Annotated in this window: 21 protein-coding genes; 12 read left to right on the plus strand and 9 right to left on the minus strand. The window is 67.1% G+C overall.

The genetic code is table 11. From position 1 onward, the window contains the following. Positions 1-9 precede the first annotated feature (9 nt). Complete coding sequence (locus AVAK2825_RS06665) at positions 10-789, plus strand: MBL fold metallo-hydrolase (protein WP_284395432.1); 780 nt, start codon at positions 10-12, stop codon at positions 787-789. Positions 790-962: 173 nt separating this feature from the next. On the opposite strand, the gene AVAK2825_RS06670 is transcribed toward AVAK2825_RS06665, so the two are convergent. The 3 genes from AVAK2825_RS06670 to AVAK2825_RS06680 all read right to left on the minus strand — a co-directional run bounded on the left by AVAK2825_RS06670 (position 963) and on the right by AVAK2825_RS06680 (position 3,150). Continuing rightward, positions 963-1,244 (minus strand): hypothetical protein, encoded by a 282-nt coding sequence (locus tag AVAK2825_RS06670; protein ID WP_284395434.1) that lies wholly within the window; start codon positions 1,242-1,244, stop codon positions 963-965. Between the two features lie 204 nt (positions 1,245-1,448). Then, positions 1,449-1,970 (minus strand): hypothetical protein, encoded by a 522-nt coding sequence (locus AVAK2825_RS06675; RefSeq protein ID WP_284395435.1) that lies wholly within the window; start codon positions 1,968-1,970, stop codon positions 1,449-1,451. Between the two features lie 46 nt (positions 1,971-2,016). Further along, a complete protein-coding gene (locus AVAK2825_RS06680; RefSeq protein WP_284395437.1) occupies positions 2,017-3,150 on the minus strand; it encodes a cupin domain-containing protein in 1,134 nt (377 codons plus the stop codon). A gap of 52 nt (positions 3,151-3,202) precedes the next feature. Between AVAK2825_RS06680 and AVAK2825_RS06685 the strand changes: the two genes are divergently transcribed. Then, positions 3,203-3,727, plus strand: coding sequence for an FKBP-type peptidyl-prolyl cis-trans isomerase (locus AVAK2825_RS06685; protein WP_272568063.1), 525 nt, complete (start codon positions 3,203-3,205; stop codon positions 3,725-3,727). A gap of 95 nt (positions 3,728-3,822) precedes the next feature. Here the strand turns inward: AVAK2825_RS06685 and AVAK2825_RS06690 are convergent, their stop codons facing one another. The 4 genes from AVAK2825_RS06690 to coaBC form a co-directional block, all read right to left on the minus strand. Further along, positions 3,823-4,332, minus strand: a complete 510-nt coding sequence (locus AVAK2825_RS06690; protein WP_272551741.1) for an outer membrane lipoprotein — start codon at positions 4,330-4,332, stop codon at positions 3,823-3,825. Between the two features lie 180 nt (positions 4,333-4,512). Further along, the gene (dut, locus tag AVAK2825_RS06695; RefSeq protein ID WP_272568060.1) at positions 4,513-4,959 is read right to left on the minus strand and encodes a dUTP diphosphatase; all 447 of its coding nucleotides are present in this window, start codon (positions 4,957-4,959) and stop codon (positions 4,513-4,515) included. Positions 4,960-4,968: 9 nt separating this feature from the next. Next, complete coding sequence (locus AVAK2825_RS06700; protein ID WP_284395445.1) at positions 4,969-5,475, minus strand: hypothetical protein; 507 nt, start codon at positions 5,473-5,475, stop codon at positions 4,969-4,971. A 26-nt stretch (positions 5,476-5,501) separates the two neighbouring features. Continuing rightward, a complete protein-coding gene (gene coaBC, locus AVAK2825_RS06705; RefSeq protein WP_284395446.1) occupies positions 5,502-6,722 on the minus strand; it encodes a bifunctional phosphopantothenoylcysteine decarboxylase/phosphopantothenate--cysteine ligase CoaBC in 1,221 nt (406 codons plus the stop codon). Positions 6,723-6,823: 101 nt separating this feature from the next. Between coaBC and pyrG the strand changes: the two genes are divergently transcribed. The 7 genes from pyrG to AVAK2825_RS06740 all read left to right on the plus strand — a co-directional run bounded on the left by pyrG (position 6,824) and on the right by AVAK2825_RS06740 (position 12,625). Continuing rightward, positions 6,824-8,494 carry a CTP synthase gene (gene pyrG, locus AVAK2825_RS06710; RefSeq protein WP_272568057.1) on the plus strand — a complete coding sequence of 557 codons (1,671 nt, stop codon included), beginning with the start codon at positions 6,824-6,826 and terminating at the stop codon, positions 8,492-8,494. 45 nt (positions 8,495-8,539) lie between these two features. Then, complete coding sequence (gene kdsA / locus AVAK2825_RS06715; protein ID WP_272568056.1) at positions 8,540-9,397, plus strand: 3-deoxy-8-phosphooctulonate synthase; 858 nt, start codon at positions 8,540-8,542, stop codon at positions 9,395-9,397. A 3-nt stretch (positions 9,398-9,400) separates the two neighbouring features. Continuing rightward, a complete protein-coding gene (locus AVAK2825_RS06720; RefSeq protein WP_272568055.1) occupies positions 9,401-9,691 on the plus strand; it encodes a DUF1330 domain-containing protein in 291 nt (96 codons plus the stop codon). Positions 9,692-9,707: 16 nt separating this feature from the next. Further along, on the plus strand, positions 9,708-10,235 hold the full coding sequence (locus AVAK2825_RS06725; protein WP_284395450.1) for a hypothetical protein: 528 nt from the start codon (positions 9,708-9,710) through the stop codon (positions 10,233-10,235). A 113-nt stretch (positions 10,236-10,348) separates the two neighbouring features. After that, on the plus strand, positions 10,349-11,635 hold the full coding sequence (gene eno / locus AVAK2825_RS06730; protein WP_272568051.1) for a phosphopyruvate hydratase: 1,287 nt from the start codon (positions 10,349-10,351) through the stop codon (positions 11,633-11,635). A gap of 96 nt (positions 11,636-11,731) precedes the next feature. Continuing rightward, positions 11,732-12,010 carry a septum formation initiator family protein gene (locus AVAK2825_RS06735; protein WP_272551727.1) on the plus strand — a complete coding sequence of 93 codons (279 nt, stop codon included), beginning with the start codon at positions 11,732-11,734 and terminating at the stop codon, positions 12,008-12,010. Positions 12,011-12,058: 48 nt separating this feature from the next. Then, positions 12,059-12,625 carry a hypothetical protein gene (locus AVAK2825_RS06740; protein WP_284395453.1) on the plus strand — a complete coding sequence of 189 codons (567 nt, stop codon included), beginning with the start codon at positions 12,059-12,061 and terminating at the stop codon, positions 12,623-12,625. A gap of 30 nt (positions 12,626-12,655) precedes the next feature. Here the strand turns inward: AVAK2825_RS06740 and hslO are convergent, their stop codons facing one another. After that, a complete protein-coding gene (gene hslO / locus AVAK2825_RS06745; RefSeq protein WP_272568048.1) occupies positions 12,656-13,645 on the minus strand; it encodes an Hsp33 family molecular chaperone HslO in 990 nt (329 codons plus the stop codon). Between the two features lie 28 nt (positions 13,646-13,673). Further along, positions 13,674-14,198 carry a gamma carbonic anhydrase family protein gene (locus AVAK2825_RS06750; RefSeq protein WP_284395456.1) on the minus strand — a complete coding sequence of 175 codons (525 nt, stop codon included), beginning with the start codon at positions 14,196-14,198 and terminating at the stop codon, positions 13,674-13,676. Between the two features lie 47 nt (positions 14,199-14,245). Between AVAK2825_RS06750 and AVAK2825_RS06755 the strand changes: the two genes are divergently transcribed. From AVAK2825_RS06755 to AVAK2825_RS06765, 3 genes are all read left to right on the plus strand, one after another. Continuing rightward, positions 14,246-15,049 carry a ferritin-like domain-containing protein gene (locus AVAK2825_RS06755; RefSeq protein ID WP_284395459.1) on the plus strand — a complete coding sequence of 268 codons (804 nt, stop codon included), beginning with the start codon at positions 14,246-14,248 and terminating at the stop codon, positions 15,047-15,049. Positions 15,050-15,154: 105 nt separating this feature from the next. Next, positions 15,155-16,420, plus strand: a complete 1,266-nt coding sequence (locus AVAK2825_RS06760; RefSeq protein WP_284395461.1) for an EAL and HDOD domain-containing protein — start codon at positions 15,155-15,157, stop codon at positions 16,418-16,420. A 77-nt stretch (positions 16,421-16,497) separates the two neighbouring features. Beyond that, complete coding sequence (locus AVAK2825_RS06765; protein ID WP_284395463.1) at positions 16,498-17,781, plus strand: EAL and HDOD domain-containing protein; 1,284 nt, start codon at positions 16,498-16,500, stop codon at positions 17,779-17,781. Positions 17,782-17,866: the final 85 nt, after the last annotated feature.

Consider the following 17,866-nt stretch of genomic DNA (forward strand, 5'->3'; position numbering starts at 1 on the left):
CGGGACTGCGTGCTGCGTTTCAAGAACCTGGGCAGCGGCAGTTCTGGCAACGCCACGGTGGTAGAGGGGCGCTGCGGCACGCAGGTGCGGCGGCTGCTCATCGACTGCGGGCTGGGGCCACGGCAACTGGCATCGCGTCTCGCCGCCGCCGGGCTGTTGATCGATGACCTCGACGCCCTGTTCATCACCCACGAGCATTCAGACCACGTGGGCTGCATGGAGAAGCTGGTGCTCAGGCACCGCATTCCGGTCTGGATGAGCCACGGCACCTACACGGCCATCGGCGCGCCGGGCCTGGATGGGCTGCTGAACATCGCACAGGACGGCGTGCCCATCGATCTGGGCGCGTTCGAGGCCCTGCCCTTCACCGTGCCCCACGACGCCCGCGAGCCGCTGCAGCTGCGCTGCAGCGACGGCGCGACGCACATCGGCCTGCTGACCGACCTGGGCCATGCCACCGACCATGTGCTGGCCCACCTCCAGGGCTGCCATGCGTTGCTGCTGGAATCCAACCACGACCCCGATCTGCTCGCCGTCTCCAGCTACCCGGCGTTCCTGAAGCGCCGCATCAGCGGCCTCTACGGCCACCTGGCCAACACCGTGGCCGCCGACATCCTTCGGGCCATGCAGCACACGGGGCTGAGCCGCGTGGTGGCGGCCCACCTCAGCGCGCAGAACAACCGCCCCGAACTGGCCCAGGCCGCGCTGGCCTCGGCCTTGGGGTGGGACACCTCGCGCGTGGACGTGGCCAGCCCGGTCACCGGCTCCGACTGGATCGCCTGCGGCTGATCTTTCGGCAGGCCGCGTCCCTGGTAGCGCCTTGAGGTCCGCAAGGCATCTCGCATCTCGTACCCCTGCGAAACCACACCAACGACTCGCCCAATAAAAAAGCCCCGACCTGGTGGTACGGGGCTTTTTGCCAGACTCCGGCACGGTGTGCCGAAGCCGGTTGGAGCGATCGCTTACTTGGCGGTGGAAGCGCCGGCAGCGGCTGCTGCAGCAGCATCGGCAGCGGCCTTGGCAGCGTCGCCTGCTGGAGCGGAAGCCGCGTCGGATGCGGGAGCGGTCATGGCAGGGGCTGCGTCGGAAGCAGCAGGCGTCACCACGGGAGCGGGAGCCGGTGCTGGTGCGGGTGCTTCCACAGGAGCGGGAGCCGGTGCGGGCGCAGCGGCTTCTTCCTTCTTGCCGCAAGCGGCGAGAGCGACGGAGGCGACCAGAGCAGCCAGAACGAGAGAGTTCTTCATTTCAGTTTTTCCTATTGGACAGACGGATATTGGAATTGCCGCCATTGGCGCCCTCTTGCAGCGTGCTCTTTGGCGGTGCTTGGCGCTCAGGGGCGCCTTTTTTTACTTCAACCGCAAATTATAGGGAGATTCCGTCAATACAGACTAACACCGACGGGACGTTTTGTTTCTCTTCGGTAAATCGCAAAATGGGGAGCGCATTATTCACAGCCCCAGGGTGGTCGCCGGAAACCCCGGCGAACTCTTGCGCAGCAGCCATTCGTTGAGGGCCTCGCGCGCCAGCAGGCGGCGCTCGGGCTCGCGGCCGGCCACGCCGGCACAGCGCTCGGGGTCCAGCCGTTGCAGCACCCAGGCATCGGACCAGAGCACGCTGGGCAGTTCCAGGCGGTCCGCCGTGGGTGCGCGGCGGCATTCGATCACATGGTCCCACACGCCGCGCCAATGCACAAAGCGCGCGTGGCGCCGCACCATTTCGTCGTACGTTCCGGCCAGCACCGTGAGGCGGCGCCCGCGGCGCGCCCAGGACTGCAGCGAATCGATCACCTCGCGCTCGCCAAGCGGCCAGTCGTGAAAGTCGAAGTCGCTCAGCACGATCTCGTTCCAGCCCTCCCGGGCCGCGCAGGCCAGCCCGTCGCGCACCCACTGGCGAAAGTCTTCCCGGCCGTTGAAACGCCCGGCGGGCAGTGCAGCGGCCGCTTCGGGATGGCGGGGGGATGCATCGGACATCGGTGGCTCCTCGGGGTGACTGCGCCTTTGCGCGTTCAACGTTCCATCAATCGGGCGGCGACCAGGCGTGTGCCCAACCCGTTTCGCACCAGGACGACAGCAGCTCCAGCGCATCGTCGCTGGCGCGTGCGAGATCGCGGGGGCGCAGCACGCGCTCATCGGCCAGCCGGCGCATGAGGGTGGCGTCGCGGCCTGCCGCCAGGTAGCTGTCGCCATTGATGAACACATGGCGCGCGTCATAGACCATGCGGGTGCGGCGGTCCAGTTGAACGCCTTCCAGCAGGCCGCCCACCGCCCCGGGCTCGAACCACACGTTGGGCTTGGGCTCGGTCAGGCTCTCGCCCAGGGCGCGCTCCAGGGCCAGCGGCTCGGACAGGGCGCGCTCCAGCGCCTGGCGGGCAAAGGCCTGCAGCGCCGGGGGAATCTCGCCCGGCTGCGCCACCGCGGCCTGTGACGGATCACGGTACAGCTGGGGCGGCGCATCGTCATCGGCGGCATCGTCGGCCAGGCGCGACAGCAGCTCCTGCGCGATCCCGTTGCGTGCGGGGGAGCGGAACCCGATGGAGTAGGTCATGCATTCGCCTTCGGCGATGCCATCGTGCGCATAGCGCGGCGGCAGGTACAGCATGTCCCCGGGCTCGAGCACGAACTCCTGCTCGGGCTCAAACTGCGCCAGCACCTTGAGCGGAATGCCCTCGCGCAGCGTGAGGTCCTTCTGCCGGCCGATGCGCCAGCGCCGACGCCCCTGGGCCTGGAGCAGGAAGACGTCGTAGCTGTCGAAATGCGGTCCGACGCCGCCGCCATCGGAGGCATAGCTGATCATCAGGTCGTCGAGCCGCGCGCGCGGCACGAAGCAAAACTGCTCCATCAGCGCATGCACCGCGTCGTCATGCAGATCGACGCCCTGCACCAGCAGCGTCCACTCGCGCGTGGTGAGCGGGGGCAGCGAACGGCGCGCGAAAGGGCCGTGGCGCAGCTTCCACGCGCCGGCCTTGTGCTGCACGAGGCGCGATTCGACGCCCTCTTGCGCGGCGAGCGCGAACAATTCGGCGCGTTGCACCGGCGGGTCGAACGCGGCGATGGCCTGGCGAACCAGCAAGGGCTTTTTCTGCCAGTGGCGGCGCATGAACTGCGCCGGCGTGAGCCCGCCCAGCAGCGCCAGAGGTTGTTGAACATCCATGGGGAATTGATGCCGCGTGCGCGGACGAGGGTCGAACTGCGACAATTCTCCTATGGAAATCAACCAACAATGTGTGGTCGCTTTGACCTGGATCCTGAAAGACACCCTGGGCGAGGAGCTGGACGTGCTCGATGAGCCGGTGGAGTTTCTCGTCGGCGGCGACGATCTGCTCGCGCGCATCGAAGAGGCCCTGCAAGGCCATGCCGCGGGCACGTCGCTGTCGCTGCACCTGGAGCCCGAGGAAGCCTTCGGCGACTACCAGGACCAGCTGCTGTTCCTCGAACCGCGCAACCTCTTTCCCGCCGATCTGGAAGAAGGCATGACGGTCGAAGGCAGCGCGCTGCCGCAGGGCACCAACCCAGCGGCCCCGCGCGACGTGCTGTACACCGTGGCCCAGATCTACCCGGAGCATATCGTGCTCGACGGCAACCACCCGCTGGCAGGCATCGCGCTGCGCCTGCACCTCACCGTGCAAAGCGTGCGCGAGGCCACCGAGGAAGAGATCGGCCGCGGCTCGGCCGGCACCGGCTTCTTCCGCATCCAGCCGCCCGCGGCGGACGCACCCACCCTTCACTGACCGATTCATCGACCCATGCAAAACGGGCCCCGAGGGGCCCGTTTTGCATGGGGTGCCTGCCACGCATGCGCGGCAGGCGACGAGACCATGGGAGGTCAGATGCGCGAGATCTGGCCGCCATACAGGCGCACGCGGTCGCCGGTGCGCAGGTCGCCTGGGGTGGTCACGTCATAGACGCGCTGGCCGCCCTGATCCAGCTGGATCGTCAGGCGGTAGCCCTCGGCCTGGCCGTCGTTGTTGTTGCCGGTGCGGCCTTCGATCTGGTTACCCACCACACCGCCGCCCACGGCACCCAGCACGGTGGCTGCGGCACGGCCGCTGCCCTTGCCCACCTGGTTGCCCAGCACGCCGCCGGCCACCGCGCCCAGCACGGCACCCGCGCCGCTGGTGCCGCGGTTGCGCGCGTGCAGGGTTTCGATGTTGGAGACCACGCCGAACTCGGTGCCGTTCTGGTTCTGGTTCTGCGCAGCGGGGTAGGAGGAATAGCCCGGCTGGGGCTGGGCGGGGTAGTTGTTGGAATAGCGCGGTTGCTGAGCGCAGGCCGAAAGCAGGGTCACCAGAGCGACGGAACCTGCCAGGGTGGCGGAGCGGATGAAACGGGACATGAGAGTTCTCCTTCAGAGCGATGCGCAGGCCTTCAAAGCCTTTGACGTGAAGCGGATTGCACCATGCAGCCCACCCCGGAACCCGACGGGCAATCGCGGCCCGGCAGGCAAGACAGATACCGGCAGCTATGTCGGCGCCGGCCTACAAAAGACCAAAAATGGGGGGCCTGCCAGACCTAATCAGGCCTGGCCCGTCGAGCCGTAGCCGCCTTCGCCGCGCTGCGTGGCGGGAAAGTCGCTGACCACGTTGAACTGCGCCTGCACCACCGGCACGATGACCAGTTGGGCCAGCCGCTCCATGGGCTCCAGGGTGAACGCCGTGTCGCTGCGGTTCCAGGCACTGACCATGAGCTGGCCCTGGTAGTCGCTGTCGATCAGACCCACCAGATTGCCCAGCACGATGCCATGCTTGTGCCCCAGGCCCGAGCGCGGAAGGATCAGTGCGGCATACCCGGGATCTTTCAGATAGATGGCGATCCCGGTGGGCACCAGTTGCCAGGCGTTGGGCTGCAGCGTGAGCGGCTCGTCCAGGCAGGCACGCAGGTCGAGGCCGGCGCTGCCCGGCGTGGCGTAGGAAGGCAGCTGCGCTGCCATGCGGGGGTCGAGAATCTTGACGTCGATCTTCACAGGTTCAATTCACTTCTTGGGAAAACGGGAATTCGGGGGCTGGCGCGCCGCTTGGCGCAGCGCCTCCAGCACGGTTTGCAGCGCTGCGGCGCGGTCGGTACCGGGCGATGATGGCGAGCCGCCGGACAGCAGGCGCCCGGCCGCGCCCAGGCCCCACCACAACAGGCCGAGCGATACGACGCCGAACAGCGAACCCCAGGCGAAAGCCAGCCACGCCACCGCCTTCGCCAGCACCAGCAGGAGCAGCACCGCCCGTGCCAGGCGCAACAGCCGGAGCCCTTGGGTGCCCGGCATCGTCAGAGAGGCCGGACGCGTTACCGCATCGCGGACGGGCGCCTTCACGGCTGCGCCTTTCGCAGCCGTACCGACGACATTCGGGCGGGCGCCGTAGTGGCCAGGCTCCTCACCGGGCGCCAACGAATGGGCCGGATGCTGCATCCGGCTGAGCCGCTCCACGTAGCTCGCGAAATCGCCGTCGGCCGGCGTGTCCCATTCGGGGCGCAAGGGATGCTGCACGGGTTGGATCGGTTTCGGACGGGATGTCAGGCGGCGCCCGCAATGCGCCGGGCGATCTCGGCCACCAACTGGCGGGCCAGCTCGCGCTTGGAGGCGCGCGGCAGCTCGCGGTGCCCCTGGGCATCGATCAGCAGCAGCGCGTTGTCGTCCTGCCCGAAGGTGGCCGGGCCGATGTTGCCCACCAGCAGCGGCACGCCCTTGCGCTCACGCTTGGCGCTGGCGTGGCGCAGCAGGTCCTCGCTCTCCGCCGCAAAGCCGACGCAGAACAGTTGCCCCGAACGCGCGCGCTCGGATTTCGCCACCTGGGCCAGGATGTCCGTGTTCTCCACGAACGCCAGCGCAGGCACCTCGCCGGAGCCGTCCTTCTTGATCTTGTGGCGGGCCGCCTGCGCGGGGCGCCAGTCGGCCACGGCAGCGGTTGCTACAAAAACAGTAGCATCCGAGGCATATTCCACTACGGCATCGAGCATGTTTTGTGCCGATTGCACGTCCACGCGGCGCACGCCGCGCGGTGTGGGCAGGTGCACCGGCCCCGCCACCAGCGTGACTTGCGCGCCGGCCTCTCGCGCGGCGCGGGCGATGGAAAAGCCCATCTTGCCGCTGGAGCGGTTGGTGATGCCGCGCACCGGGTCGATGGCCTCGAACGTGGGGCCCGCCGTCACCAGCACGTGCTGGCCGGCCAGTACCTTGGGCGCGAAGAACGCCGTCAGTTCCTCCAGCAGTTCGGCCGGCTCCAGCATGCGGCCGTCACCGGTCTCGCCGCAGGCCTGGTCGCCGTTGCCCACGGCCAGCACCACGGCGCCGTCGCGCGCGACCTGCGCCAGGTTGCGCTGCGTGGCCGGGTGCGCCCACATCTCGCGGTTCATGGCGGGGGCGAGCAGCAGCGGCACGCGGTCGATGGGCCGGGCCAGGCAGGTCAGGCTCAGCAGTTCGTCGGAGCGCCCCTGCGCCAGGCGCGCGATGAAGTCCGCGCTGCACGGCGCGATGACGATCGCGTCGGCCTCGCGGCCCAGGTTGATGTGCGGCATGTTGTTGGGCTCGCGCGCGTCCCACTGCGAGTGGTACACCGTGCGCCCCGTCAGCGCCTGCATCGTGACGGGGGTCATGAACTGCGCGGCCGCCTCGGTCATCACGACCTGCACGGTGGCCCCGGCCTTGATGAGCAGGCGGGCGAATTCGGCCGATTTGTAGCAGGCGATGCCGCCGGAGAGTCCCAGGAGAATGTGTTTGCCGGCGAGCTCGTTCATGGCGCGCAATTTAGCAGACGGAGCCTGCGGGCTTGCAAAGCGCTGGCTGGGGCCTGGATGGCCGCCCTCTATAATCCCGATTTCCCACCACCAAAAAAGACATGACCAAATTTGTCTTCGTCACCGGCGGTGTGGTGTCTTCCCTGGGCAAGGGAATCGCCTCAGCCTCCCTTGCCGCGATCCTCGAATCGCGGGGCCTCAAAGTCACCCTCATCAAGCTCGACCCGTACATCAACGTGGACCCGGGCACCATGTCCCCGTTCCAGCACGGCGAGGTCTTCGTCACCGACGACGGCGCCGAAACCGACCTCGATCTCGGCCACTATGAGCGTTTCATCGAAACGCGCATGAAAAAGACCAACAACTTCACCACGGGCCGCATCTACCAGAGCGTGCTGGAGAAGGAACGGCGCGGCGACTACCTCGGCAAGACCGTGCAGGTCATTCCGCACGTCACCAACGAAATCCAGGAATACATCAAGCGCGGCGCCGGCGTGGGCACGGGCGACGCGGTGGACGTGGCCATCGTCGAGATCGGCGGCACGGTGGGCGACATCGAGTCCCTGCCCTTCCTGGAAGCGGTGCGCCAGCTGAGCCTCAAGCTCGGCCCCAACAACGCCGCCTTCGTGCACCTGACCTACCTGCCGTGGATCGCCGCCGCGGGCGAGCTCAAGACCAAGCCGACCCAGCACACCGTGCAGGAGCTGCGCAAGATCGGCATCCAGCCCGATGCGTTGCTGTGCCGCGCCGACCGCCGCATTCCCGAGGAAGAGCGCGGCAAGATTTCGCTGTTCACCAACGTGCCCGAGTGGGGCGTGATCAGCATGTGGGACGTGGACACCATCTACAAGGTGCCGCGCATGCTGCACGAGCAGGGCCTGGACGGCCTGATCTGCGACAAGCTTCGCCTGAACACGCCGCCCACGACCCTCAAGCGCTGGGACCAGCTCGTCTACGAGACCGAGCATCCACAGGGCGAGGTCACCATCGCCATGGTGGGCAAGTACGTGGACCTGTCCGACAGCTACAAGTCGGTGAACGAGGCGCTGCGCCACGCCGGCATGAAGAACCATGTGCGCGTGAAGATCGAGCACATCGACTCCGAGACCATCGGCGCGGCCGACGCGGCCGAAAAACTCGCCAAGTACGATGCCATCCTGGTGCCCGGCGGCTTCGGCGCGCGGGGCGTGGAAGGCAAGATCAGCACGGCCCGCTATGCCCGCGAGCACCAGGTGCCCTATCTGGGCATCTGCCTGGGCATGCAGGTCGCCACCATCGAATACGCGCGCCACGTGGCCGGCCTCAAGGACGCCAACAGCACCGAGTTCGAGCCTGCCACGCCCCACCCCGTGATCGCCCTGATCACCGAGTGGAAGGACGCCGACGGCACGATCAAGACGCGCAACGAGAACTCCGACCTGGGCGGCACCATGCGCCTGGGCGCGCAGAGCTCGGACGTGGCGTCCGGCACGTTGGCGCACGAGATCTACGGCAACATCGTCACCGAGCGGCACCGCCACCGCTACGAAGCCAACGTCAACTACCTCGACCAGCTGCGCAAGGCGGGCCTGGTGATCTCGGCGCTCACGCAGCGCGAGCAGCTCACCGAGATCGTCGAGCTGCCCAAGAGCGTGCACCCCTGGTACATCGGCGTGCAGTTCCACCCCGAATTCAAATCGACGCCGTGGAACGGCCACCCGCTCTTCAACGCCTTCATCAAGGCGGCCGTGGAGCGCCAAAAGAGCCAGCAGCCAGCCCTCGCGGCGGCCTGAAAGCCTTCTTCCGAAGCAACGACGAGAAAAGAAAGAACCCCTGCCATGAAACTCTGCGGCTTCGACGTCGGCCTGGAACACCGCTTCTTCCTCATCGCGGGCCCCTGCGTGATCGAGTCCGAGCAACTGCAGATGGACGTGGCCGGCCAGCTCAAGGAGACGGCGGCGGCACTGGGCATTCCGTTCATCTTCAAGAGCAGCTTCGACAAGGCCAACCGCTCTTCGGGCACCAGCTTTCGCGGCCCCGGCCGCGAGAAGGGCCTGGAGATCCTGGCCAAGATCCGGCGCGACCTGGACGTGCCCGTGCTGACCGACGTGCACACCGAGGACGACATCACCGAGGCCGCCAAGGTGGTCGATGTGCTGCAGACGCCCGCCTTCCTGTGCCGCCAGACCGACTTCATCCGCGCGGTGGCGCAGTCGGGCAAGCCGGTGAACATCAAGAAGGGCCAGTTCCTCGCGCCGCACGACATGAAGAACGTGATCGACAAGGCCCGCGCCGCCGCGCTGGAAGCCGGCCTGCCCGAGGACAGCTTCATGGCCTGCGAGCGGGGTGCGAGCTTCGGCTACAACAATCTCGTGTCCGACATGCGCGGCCTGGCCATCATGCGCGAGACCGGGGCGCCGGTCGTGTTCGACGCCACCCACTCGGTGCAGTTGCCGGGCGGCCAGGGCACGAGCAGCGGCGGCCAGCGTGAGATGGTCCCGGTGCTGGCCCGCGCCGCCGTTGCCGTGGGCGTGGCGGGCCTCTTCATGGAAACGCACCCCGATCCGGCCAAGGCCCTGTCGGACGGCCCCAACGCCGTGCCGCTCAAGCACATGAAGGCGCTGCTGGAAACGCTGGTGGCGCTGGACACCATCACCAAGCGCAACGGATTCCTCGAAAACAACTTTGGAGCCTGAGCCATGAGCAGTGGTTACGTCATCGCATCCGTCACCGTCACCAACCCGACGCAGTACGAGGAGTACAAGAAGTGGAGCACCCACGCCATGCAGGTGCATGGCGCCGAGGTCTGCATCCGCGGCGGCAAAGTCGAGGTGCTCGAAGGCGACTGGAACCCCGGCCGCACCGTGCTGCTGAAGTTCCCGAGCTTCGAGGCGGCCCGCGCGTTCTACGACACGCCTGAGTACCAGAAGGCCAAGGCGGCCCGCGAAGGCGCGGCCGTCATGCGCATGGTGTGCGTGGAAGGCGTGTGAGCCGAGAACCTTCATTTTGCTGATTGATCAAATCTGCTGCACTCGCAACCAGCCGATGGCTTACTTTCCAGTGGTCGTGCTGTCTTCAGTGGTGATGGGGTTGTTGCTTACTCCAATGATCTATGTCGCCATCGGTGCGCTCAGCGGTTTCGCAATGGGATTTGCGTTGCTCTCCTTGCCAGCGCTGCTTGCCTGCACGCTGATTCTCTCGTACCGATTTCTTGCGCGGCCTGGGGTGCGCGAGTCTTCAAGAGCAAGATTCTCAGCAGTCGAGTCCATTGCCTGGCTTTTGGTGGGCTCTTTCTTGTTCGTCATTTCAGATTTCACCCTGCTGACTCCCTCAGAGCGCGTCGGCCTGTTTTGCACGTTGCTGTTGATCGCATCCTTTTTGGCTGCGCCCTGGATGGCACTGCGCCCCTGCGCGCTGGTGGTCCGCATCGCGCAATGGCCTAAACCACTGGTTTTGGCATGCTCATTGAGCGCAACCGTGCTTTTGATCATGGGTTCCGCAATCTACCTATACAAGCCCGACCCATTTTTGTAGCCCCACACCCTTTGCTGCATGGGTGAGTGCGGAGGATGGTAGCGATCGTCGTTGCCATTGCCAGAGCACTACCTGGGGCCAATCGATAATTCTTTAAAACTGGAGAACCTTGAATGAGTGCCATCGTTGATATCGTAGGTCGCGAAGTGCTGGACAGTCGCGGCAACCCCACCGTCGAATGCGACGTGCTGCTGGAATCGGGCGTGATGGGCCGCGCGGCCGTACCCTCGGGCGCCTCCACCGGCAGCCGCGAGGCCATTGAGCTGCGCGACGGAGACAAGGGCCGCTACCTGGGCAAGGGCGTGCTCAAGGCCGTGGAGCACATCAACACCGAGATTTCCGAGGCCGTGCTGGGCCTGGACGCCTCCGAGCAGGCCTTCCTGGACAAGACCCTGATCGATCTGGACGGCACCGACAACAAGAGCCGCCTGGGCGCCAACGCCATGCTGGCGGTTTCCATGGCCGTGGCCCGCGCCGCTGCTGAAGAGTCCGGCCTGCCCCTGTACCGCTACCTGGGCGGGATGGGCGGCATCCAGTTGCCCGTGCCGATGATGAACGTCATCAACGGCGGCGCGCATGCCAACAACAGCCTGGATCTGCAGGAATTCATGATCGTCCCCGTGGGTGCGCCGAGCTTCCGCGAAGCCGTGCGCTGGGGCGCCGAGGTGTTCCATGCCCTCAAGAAGATCATCAACGACCGCGGCATGAGCACCGCCGTGGGCGACGAGGGCGGCTTCGCCCCCAGCGTCGAGAACCACGAAGCCGCGATCCAGCTCATCCTGCAGGCCATCGATGCCGCCGGCTACACCGCCGGAGAACAGATCGCCCTGGCCCTGGACTGCGCGGCCAGCGAGTTCTACAAGGACGGCCACTACGTGCTGGAAGGCGAAGGCGGCATCCGCCTGACGGCCCAGCAATGGACCGACATGCTCGCCGCGTGGGTGGACAAGTACCCCATCATCTCCATCGAAGACGGCATGGCCGAAGGCGACTGGGACGGCTGGAAGCACCTCACCGAACGCCTGGGCGAGAAGGTGCAGCTGGTGGGCGACGACCTGTTCGTCACCAACACCAAGATCCTGAAGGAAGGCATCGACAAGCGCATCGCCAACTCGATCCTCATCAAGATCAACCAGATCGGCACGCTGACCGAAACCTTCGCCGCTATCGAGATGGCCAAGCGCGCCGGCTACACGGCCGTGATCTCGCACCGTTCGGGCGAGACCGAGGACAGCACCATCGCCGACATCGCCGTGGGCACCAACGCGGGCCAGATCAAGACGGGCTCGCTGTCGCGCTCGGACCGCATCGCCAAGTACAACCAGCTGCTGCGCATCGAGGAAGACCTGGGCGACATCGCCCACTACCCCGGCCGCGCTGCGTTCTACAACCTGCGCTGACCTGAACCCACCGCCGTGGCACGCTCCTCCCTCCTTCTGTGAGGGCCGTGCCACGGGCGGTGACCGATCCCTTTCCTGCCGCCTGATCTGACCGCCATGAGTCCCCGCATCGTTCCGCTGGTGCTGCTCCTCCTCCTCGTGGGGGTGCAGGCGCAGCTGTGGTCCGGCCGCGGCAGCGTCCACCACGTGCAGGAAATGAAGGAAAAGATCGCCGCGCAAAAGCAGGCCAATGCCGAGGCGCGCCAGGCCAACGAACGCCTTACCTCCGAAGTGCACGACCTGCGCGAAGGCCTGGACATGGTCGAGGAGAAGGCGCGCAACGAACTGGGCATGGTCAAGCCCAACGAGATCTACGTGCAGGTGACCCACCGCTGAGCGGACAGGTCTCTGCAGCGTTCATTCCCCCCGCCACCCCCGAGTCCCTTGGCCGCCGATCCGGTCCGCATCGCCCTGCTGGGCGCCCCCGGCACCGGGCTGGAGGCCTTGGCGCGCGCGGTGGCTCGGCACCTGCAGCCGGGGCATGCCATGGTCGATCCCTGCCCGGCGCTGCACGCGGCCGTGTCGCATTGCCTGGAGGCACCGGTGGGCCCCTTGCAAGATGCGGCGCAGCAGGCGCTGGCAGCGCTGGCGGCGACCCATGCGGCAACGTGCCGAGCCACGCTGCTCGGCGGACTGGATGGCGCGACGCCTTCGAAAGCCTCGGGCCAGACACCGCAGCCCTCCGGGCAGGAGCGGTTCGATGCCTGCCTGCGTGGGGCGCTTTCCGAGGCCGGCGTGGCTTATCGCGTGCTGTACGGCAGCGAGAACGAGCGGCTGCGGGCCACCCTGGATGCTATTAAAAAAATAGCACCCAAGGTATATGATCCGCCGGCACCAGCAGTTTTTGATCAAGAAACGCCGGCACGGCCTGCCCGCCTTCGCGCATGGTCGTGCGAGAAGTGCAGCGACCCCGAGTGCGAGCACAAGCTCTTCACGGCGCTGCGCGGCTGATGCGGTGCCCGCGGGCCTTGCCGCCGGCGGTTACTGAACGCTGGACGGCCCCGGCAATTGCTTGCCGGGCTCGGTGAAGATCTGCGCCGCATCCACCGCGTCGTAGCGGTACTGCTGGCCGCAGAACTCGCAGGCCACCTCGATGTCGCCGCGCTCGGCGAGGATGCTCTCGGCCTCTTCCACCCCCAGGCTGCGCAGCATGTTGCTGACGCGCTCGCGGCTGCAGGTGCAGGCGAACCGCGGGCCGTCCACGCCCTGCTGGGGCACGAAGCGCAGCAGTTTTTCTTCCCAGAACAGGCGGCGCAGGATGGTGTCCACGTCCAGGCCCAGCAGTTCGTCGCGCGTCAGGCTGGCGGCCAGGGTGGCGATGCGGTTGTAGTCCTCGTTGTGGCCGATCTGGTCCTCGTTCTCGCGGTGGGTCAGCTCGCCGGCCAGGTTGCCCTCGCCCTTGATCGGCATGCGCTGGATGAGCAGGCCGGCGGCCACCTGGTCGTCGGCGGCCAGCACCAGCGTGGTGTCCAGCTGTTCGGACTGCAGCATGTAGTGCTGCAGCACGTCGCTGAGCTTTTCGATCTTCTCGTGGTGGTCGCCATGCAGCGGCACCACGCCCTGGTAGGGCTGCCGGCCCGGCAGGCGGTCCTTCGGGTCGAGCGTGATGGCACAGCGCCCGCCGCCGCCCACGTTCACCATGTCGCTCAGGCGGGCACCGTCCGGCACTTCGCCGTTCACCGAGGCCGTGGCGCGCAGGCTGAGGTCCGACTGCACCTCGGCCACCGCCAGCTTGACGGGGCCGTCGCCGAAGACCTGCAGCACCAGCGCCCCGTTGAACTTGATGTTGGACTGCATCAGCACGCCGGCCGCGGCCATCTCGCCCAATAGCTCGCGCACGGGCGGCGGGTAGGCGCCGGAGGTGGTGTTGCCGGCGCGCCGCGCGAGGATCTCGGTCCAGGCGTCGGTGAGGCGCACGATCATGCCGCGCACGGGCAGGCCATCGAAAAGAAACTTGTGGAGTTCAGACACCCTGGTTTTCCTGAAATGTTGGCGCCGCTCAAGCCAGCTTGCGCAACCCGGCGCGAAAGCGCTGGGCGTTGTCGATGTAGGTCTGCGCATTCCGGCGCAGGCCCTCGATCTGCTCGGGCGAGAGCTGGCGCACCGCCTTCGCGGGACTGCCGATGATCATGGAGCCATCGGGAAACTCCTTGCCCTCCGTCACCAGCGCGCCGGCGCCGACGAGGCAATGCCTGCCGATCTTCGCACCGTTGAGCACCACTGCGCCGATGCCGATGAGCGATTCGTCGCCCACTGTGCAGCCATGCAGCATGACCTTGTGGCCGATCGTCACGCGCTCGCCCAGCACCAGCGGCTGGCCGGGGTCGGAGTGCAGCACGCTGCCGTCCTGCACATTGGTGCCGGCGCCGATGGTGATCGGCTCGTTGTCGCCGCGCAGCACGGCCTCGAACCAGATGCTGGACGACTCGCCCAGCACGACGTGGCCGATGACTTCGGCACTGTCCGCCACCCACGCCGACGGCGCGGTGCGGGGAGAAATGCCATCGAGTTCGTAAAGCGCCATCCAGGTCTCCTTTTTTGTCAGCAGGGCCGAATCCTAGAATTGTAGGGATGGACCTTCGCCAACGTGCCCTCGAGGCCCTGTGCCTGACAGACCCCCAGGCCAAAGCCGCCGCCACCCTGGACCTGCACGCGCGTGCGTCCGACCATGCCGTGGCCGCAACTGGCCCGCAGGGCCCCGCCGACCCCGCCGCCCTGCCCGGCCGCCCCGAGCGGCCCGCCCTGCTGCGCCACACCGAGGTGGCGCGCCGCTCGCCCGCCACGCACGAGGGCCGCGCGGTGCTGATGCACGCCATCGCGCACATCGAATTCAACGCCATCAACCTCGCACTCGACGCGGTCTGGCGCTTCGACGGCATGCCGCCGGCCTTCTACCTCGACTGGCTGCGGGTGGCGGCCGAAGAGGCCAAGCACTTCGGATTGCTGCGCGAGCACCTGCGAAGCATGGGGCACGACTACGGCGATTTTCCCGCCCACCAGGGCCTGTGGACCATGTGCGAGAAGACCGCGGGCGACATCGTCGCGCGCATGGCCCTGGTGCCGCGCACGCTCGAGGCCCGGGGCCTGGACGCCACACCGCTCATCCAGCGCAAGCTGCAGCAGGTAGGCACCGCCGATGCGCTGGCGGCCGTGGACATCCTGGACATCATCCTGCGCGAGGAGGTCGGGCATGTGGCGATTGGTAACCATTGGTATCACTTCCTGTGCGATCGGGAAGGGCTGGACCCGCTGGCGCATTACGCCCTGCTGGTCCGGCGCTACGAGGCGCCACGCCTGAAACCGCCCTTCAACGCCGATGCGCGCCGCGCGGCGGGGTTCAGCGACGCCGAAATGGAGTGGCTGCAGCATGGCTGACCCGGCCGCGTGGGCAGCCGTTCTTTCCTACAATGCGCCCAAGCCCCGCAGCCCCTTTGCCGAAGGGACGCGGCCCCTCCACCGATCGCTTTCAGTTCGCCATCCATGCCCCACACGCCTGTCGCCGGCAATTCTCCGTCCATTGCCCCCGAGAGCAGCCCTGCCGGCGCCATGATCGCCCGCCAGGCGATCATGAACGGGCAGCAGGCCGTGGTGGGCTATGAACTCTTCAACCGCTCGCGCTCCGGCCACGGCCACACGGCGGCGACGGACGTGTTCCTGGTGTTCACCGCGCTGTCGCACGCCGGGAGCGAGGAACTGGTGGGCAAGAAGCTCATCTTCGTCAACTGCACGCACGAGAGCCTGTCCGGCGGCCACCTCGAGCTGGTCGATCCCGACAAGGTCGTGCTGGAGATTCCCCCCTTGGGCCACGCGGCCGCCGAAGAGGTGAGCACGCGGCTGCCGATCCTGTCGGGCCTGCGCGAACGGGGCTTCCACCTGGCCTTCAACCACACGGTGCTGGAATCGGCCTATGCGCCGTGGCTGCCGCTGGCCGACTACATCAAGCTCGACCTGTCCGTGCTGGCGCCCGACCAGCTGGCCGTGCTCATCAAATACGCGGGGCGGCACTCCAAGGCCGAGTTGATCGCCGAGAAGGTGGAGACAGCCAAGCAGTACGACATGGCCTCCAGCAAGGGCGTGCAGCTGTTCCAGGGGTATTGGTTCTCCCGCCCCTCGCTGGTGGAGGCCAAGCTGCTCACCCCAGCGCAAAGCAGCATCATCCAGCTCATCAACCTCGTGCGCCAGCAGGCCAGCACGGACGAGATCGAGGAGGTGCTGAAGAAGGACGCGGGCCTGGCCTTCAACCTGATGCGGCTCATCAATTCGTCGGGCTTCGGACTCTCCCGCGAGATCACCTCGTTCCGGCAGGCCGTGATGCTCATGGGGCTCAAGAAGCTGTTCCGCTGGGCCGCGCTGCTGCTCACCGCCTCGCGCGCGGGCGGCATCTCCGCCGCCGTCGGCCACACGGCCGTGGTGCGCGGGCGGCTGATGGAGCTGCTGGCCCTGGAGACCATGTCGCAGGAAGACGCCGACCAGGCCTTCGTGGTGGGCATCTTCTCGATGCTCGACCGCATGCTGAGCATGCCGATGGAGTCCGCCGTGGGGCTGCTGCACGTGCCCGGCACCGTGTCGGAGGCCCTGCTGCACCGCACCGGCACGCTGGGCGAACTGCTGCGGCTGGCCGAGGCCTGCGAATCCAGCGACGACGCCGCCTTCGACCAGGCCGCCAGTTCGCTGCAGCTGTCCAGCCAGCAGATCAACATGGCCCATTTGCAGGCCCTGGCCTGGGCAGACCAGTTGACGGAATGAGCCCCAGAGTGGGCGACAGCGTGCGGCTCTGGTGGTAAGGTCACCGAATTCATCCCACTCACTGACGCAGACCCTCCATGTCGAGCAACTCAGACAACGTACCGGCTTTCGAGAACACCGCCCCGCAAGGGGAAGACGAGGACTCGAGCAACCTGGCGATCATTGCGCGCCAGGCGATCGTGGATGAGCAGCGCGCCGTTTTCGGCTACGAGCTGTTCGACCGTTCCACCGCCTCCGATGCCCACACCGCGGCCAGCGATGCTGCCCTGCTCTTCAATGCCCTGTCGTATGCGGGCACCGAGGCCCTGGTGGGAAAGAAGACGGTGTTCATCAACTGCACGCACGAAAGCCTGGCCGGCGGCCACCTCGAACTGATCCACCCCGAAAAGGTGGTGCTGGAAGTGCCGCCTTTGGCCGACGGCGCAACGGCCGAAGAGATCGAAGGGCGCGTTTCCACGCTCGAAGGCCTGCGCACGCGGGGCTTTCGCCTCGCCTTCAACCAGAACGTGCTGCGCCGCACCTATGCCAGCTGGCTGCCGCTGGCGGCCTTCGTCAAACTGGACATGCAGGCGTTCCGGGCCGAACTGGCCGAGCCCCTGGTGAAGTTCGCGCGCGCCAATTCCAAGGCCACGCTGGTGGCCGAAAAGGTGGAGACCGCCGAGCAGCACGAGCGCATGTCCGCCCTGGGCGTGAAGCTGTTCCAGGGCTACTGGTTCGCCCAGCCCGCGCTGGTGAAGGCCCAGACCATCCGGCCTTCCCAGGCGACGATCATCCAGCTCATCAACCTGGTGCGAAAGCAGGCCAGCACGGCGGAGATCGAGGAACTGCTCAAGAAGGACCCCACGCTGTCCTTCAACCTGCTGCGGTTCATCAACTCGTCGGGCTTCGGGCTGTCGTGCGAGGTCACGTCGTTCCGGCACGCCGTCATGATCCTGGGGCTCAAAAAGCTGTTCCGCTGGGCGGCGCTGCTCATGACCACCTCGCGTGCCGGCGGCTCTCCGCCCGCCGTGGGCCAGACCGCCGTGGTGCGCGGCCGCCTCATGGAGTTGCTCGCCGCCGAACTGCTGCCACCCGAGGAGTGCGACAACGCCTTCGTGGTCGGCGTGTTCTCACTGCTGGACACCATGCTGGGCGTTCCGCTGGAAAAGGCGCTCGACTCCGTTGCCCTGCCCCAGCCCGTGATCGATGCGCTGCTGCACAACACCGGCGTGTTCGCGCCGTTCCTGGAACTCACCAAGGCCTGCGAAAGCGGCGACGAGGTGGCGTTCGCTCGCTCGGCCGATGCGCTGCACCTGTCCAACCGGCAGGTGAACTGGGCCCACTTGCAGGCGCTGACCTGGGCGGAAAGCCTGGGCGAGTAACGGCCCGGCCGGCTTCGCAGCGCCCCGGCGCGGCCAGGGCACATGGCGTTTTTCCAGGCGCGCAGCGCGCGCCTGACAGGGCGCC

The sequence above is a fragment of the Acidovorax sp. SUPP2825 genome (assembly GCF_030158995.1).
Classification (GTDB): domain Bacteria; phylum Pseudomonadota; class Gammaproteobacteria; order Burkholderiales; family Burkholderiaceae_C; genus Paracidovorax.

Coding starts and splice junctions, on each gene's coding strand:
- kdsA (WP_272568056.1), top strand. CDS start 8,540: ATGAAACTCTGCGGCTTCGACGTCGGCCTGGAACACCGCTTCTTCCTC.
- AVAK2825_RS06735 (WP_272551727.1), top strand. CDS start 11,732: ATGAGTCCCCGCATCGTTCCGCTGGTGCTGCTCCTCCTCCTCGTGGGG.
- AVAK2825_RS06675 (WP_284395435.1), bottom strand. CDS start 1,970: ATGTCCGATGCATCCCCCCGCCATCCCGAAGCGGCCGCTGCACTGCCC.
- AVAK2825_RS06685 (WP_272568063.1), top strand. CDS start 3,203: ATGGAAATCAACCAACAATGTGTGGTCGCTTTGACCTGGATCCTGAAA.
- AVAK2825_RS06750 (WP_284395456.1), bottom strand. CDS start 14,198: ATGGCGCTTTACGAACTCGATGGCATTTCTCCCCGCACCGCGCCGTCG.
- pyrG (WP_272568057.1), top strand. CDS start 6,824: ATGACCAAATTTGTCTTCGTCACCGGCGGTGTGGTGTCTTCCCTGGGC.
- AVAK2825_RS06690 (WP_272551741.1), bottom strand. CDS start 4,332: ATGTCCCGTTTCATCCGCTCCGCCACCCTGGCAGGTTCCGTCGCTCTG.
- AVAK2825_RS06670 (WP_284395434.1), bottom strand. CDS start 1,244: ATGAAGAACTCTCTCGTTCTGGCTGCTCTGGTCGCCTCCGTCGCTCTC.
- coaBC (WP_284395446.1), bottom strand. CDS start 6,722: ATGAACGAGCTCGCCGGCAAACACATTCTCCTGGGACTCTCCGGCGGC.
- AVAK2825_RS06765 (WP_284395463.1), top strand. CDS start 16,498: ATGTCGAGCAACTCAGACAACGTACCGGCTTTCGAGAACACCGCCCCG.
- eno (WP_272568051.1), top strand. CDS start 10,349: ATGAGTGCCATCGTTGATATCGTAGGTCGCGAAGTGCTGGACAGTCGC.
- AVAK2825_RS06680 (WP_284395437.1), bottom strand. CDS start 3,150: ATGGATGTTCAACAACCTCTGGCGCTGCTGGGCGGGCTCACGCCGGCG.
- AVAK2825_RS06755 (WP_284395459.1), top strand. CDS start 14,246: ATGGACCTTCGCCAACGTGCCCTCGAGGCCCTGTGCCTGACAGACCCC.
- AVAK2825_RS06760 (WP_284395461.1), top strand. CDS start 15,155: ATGCCCCACACGCCTGTCGCCGGCAATTCTCCGTCCATTGCCCCCGAG.
- AVAK2825_RS06720 (WP_272568055.1), top strand. CDS start 9,401: ATGAGCAGTGGTTACGTCATCGCATCCGTCACCGTCACCAACCCGACG.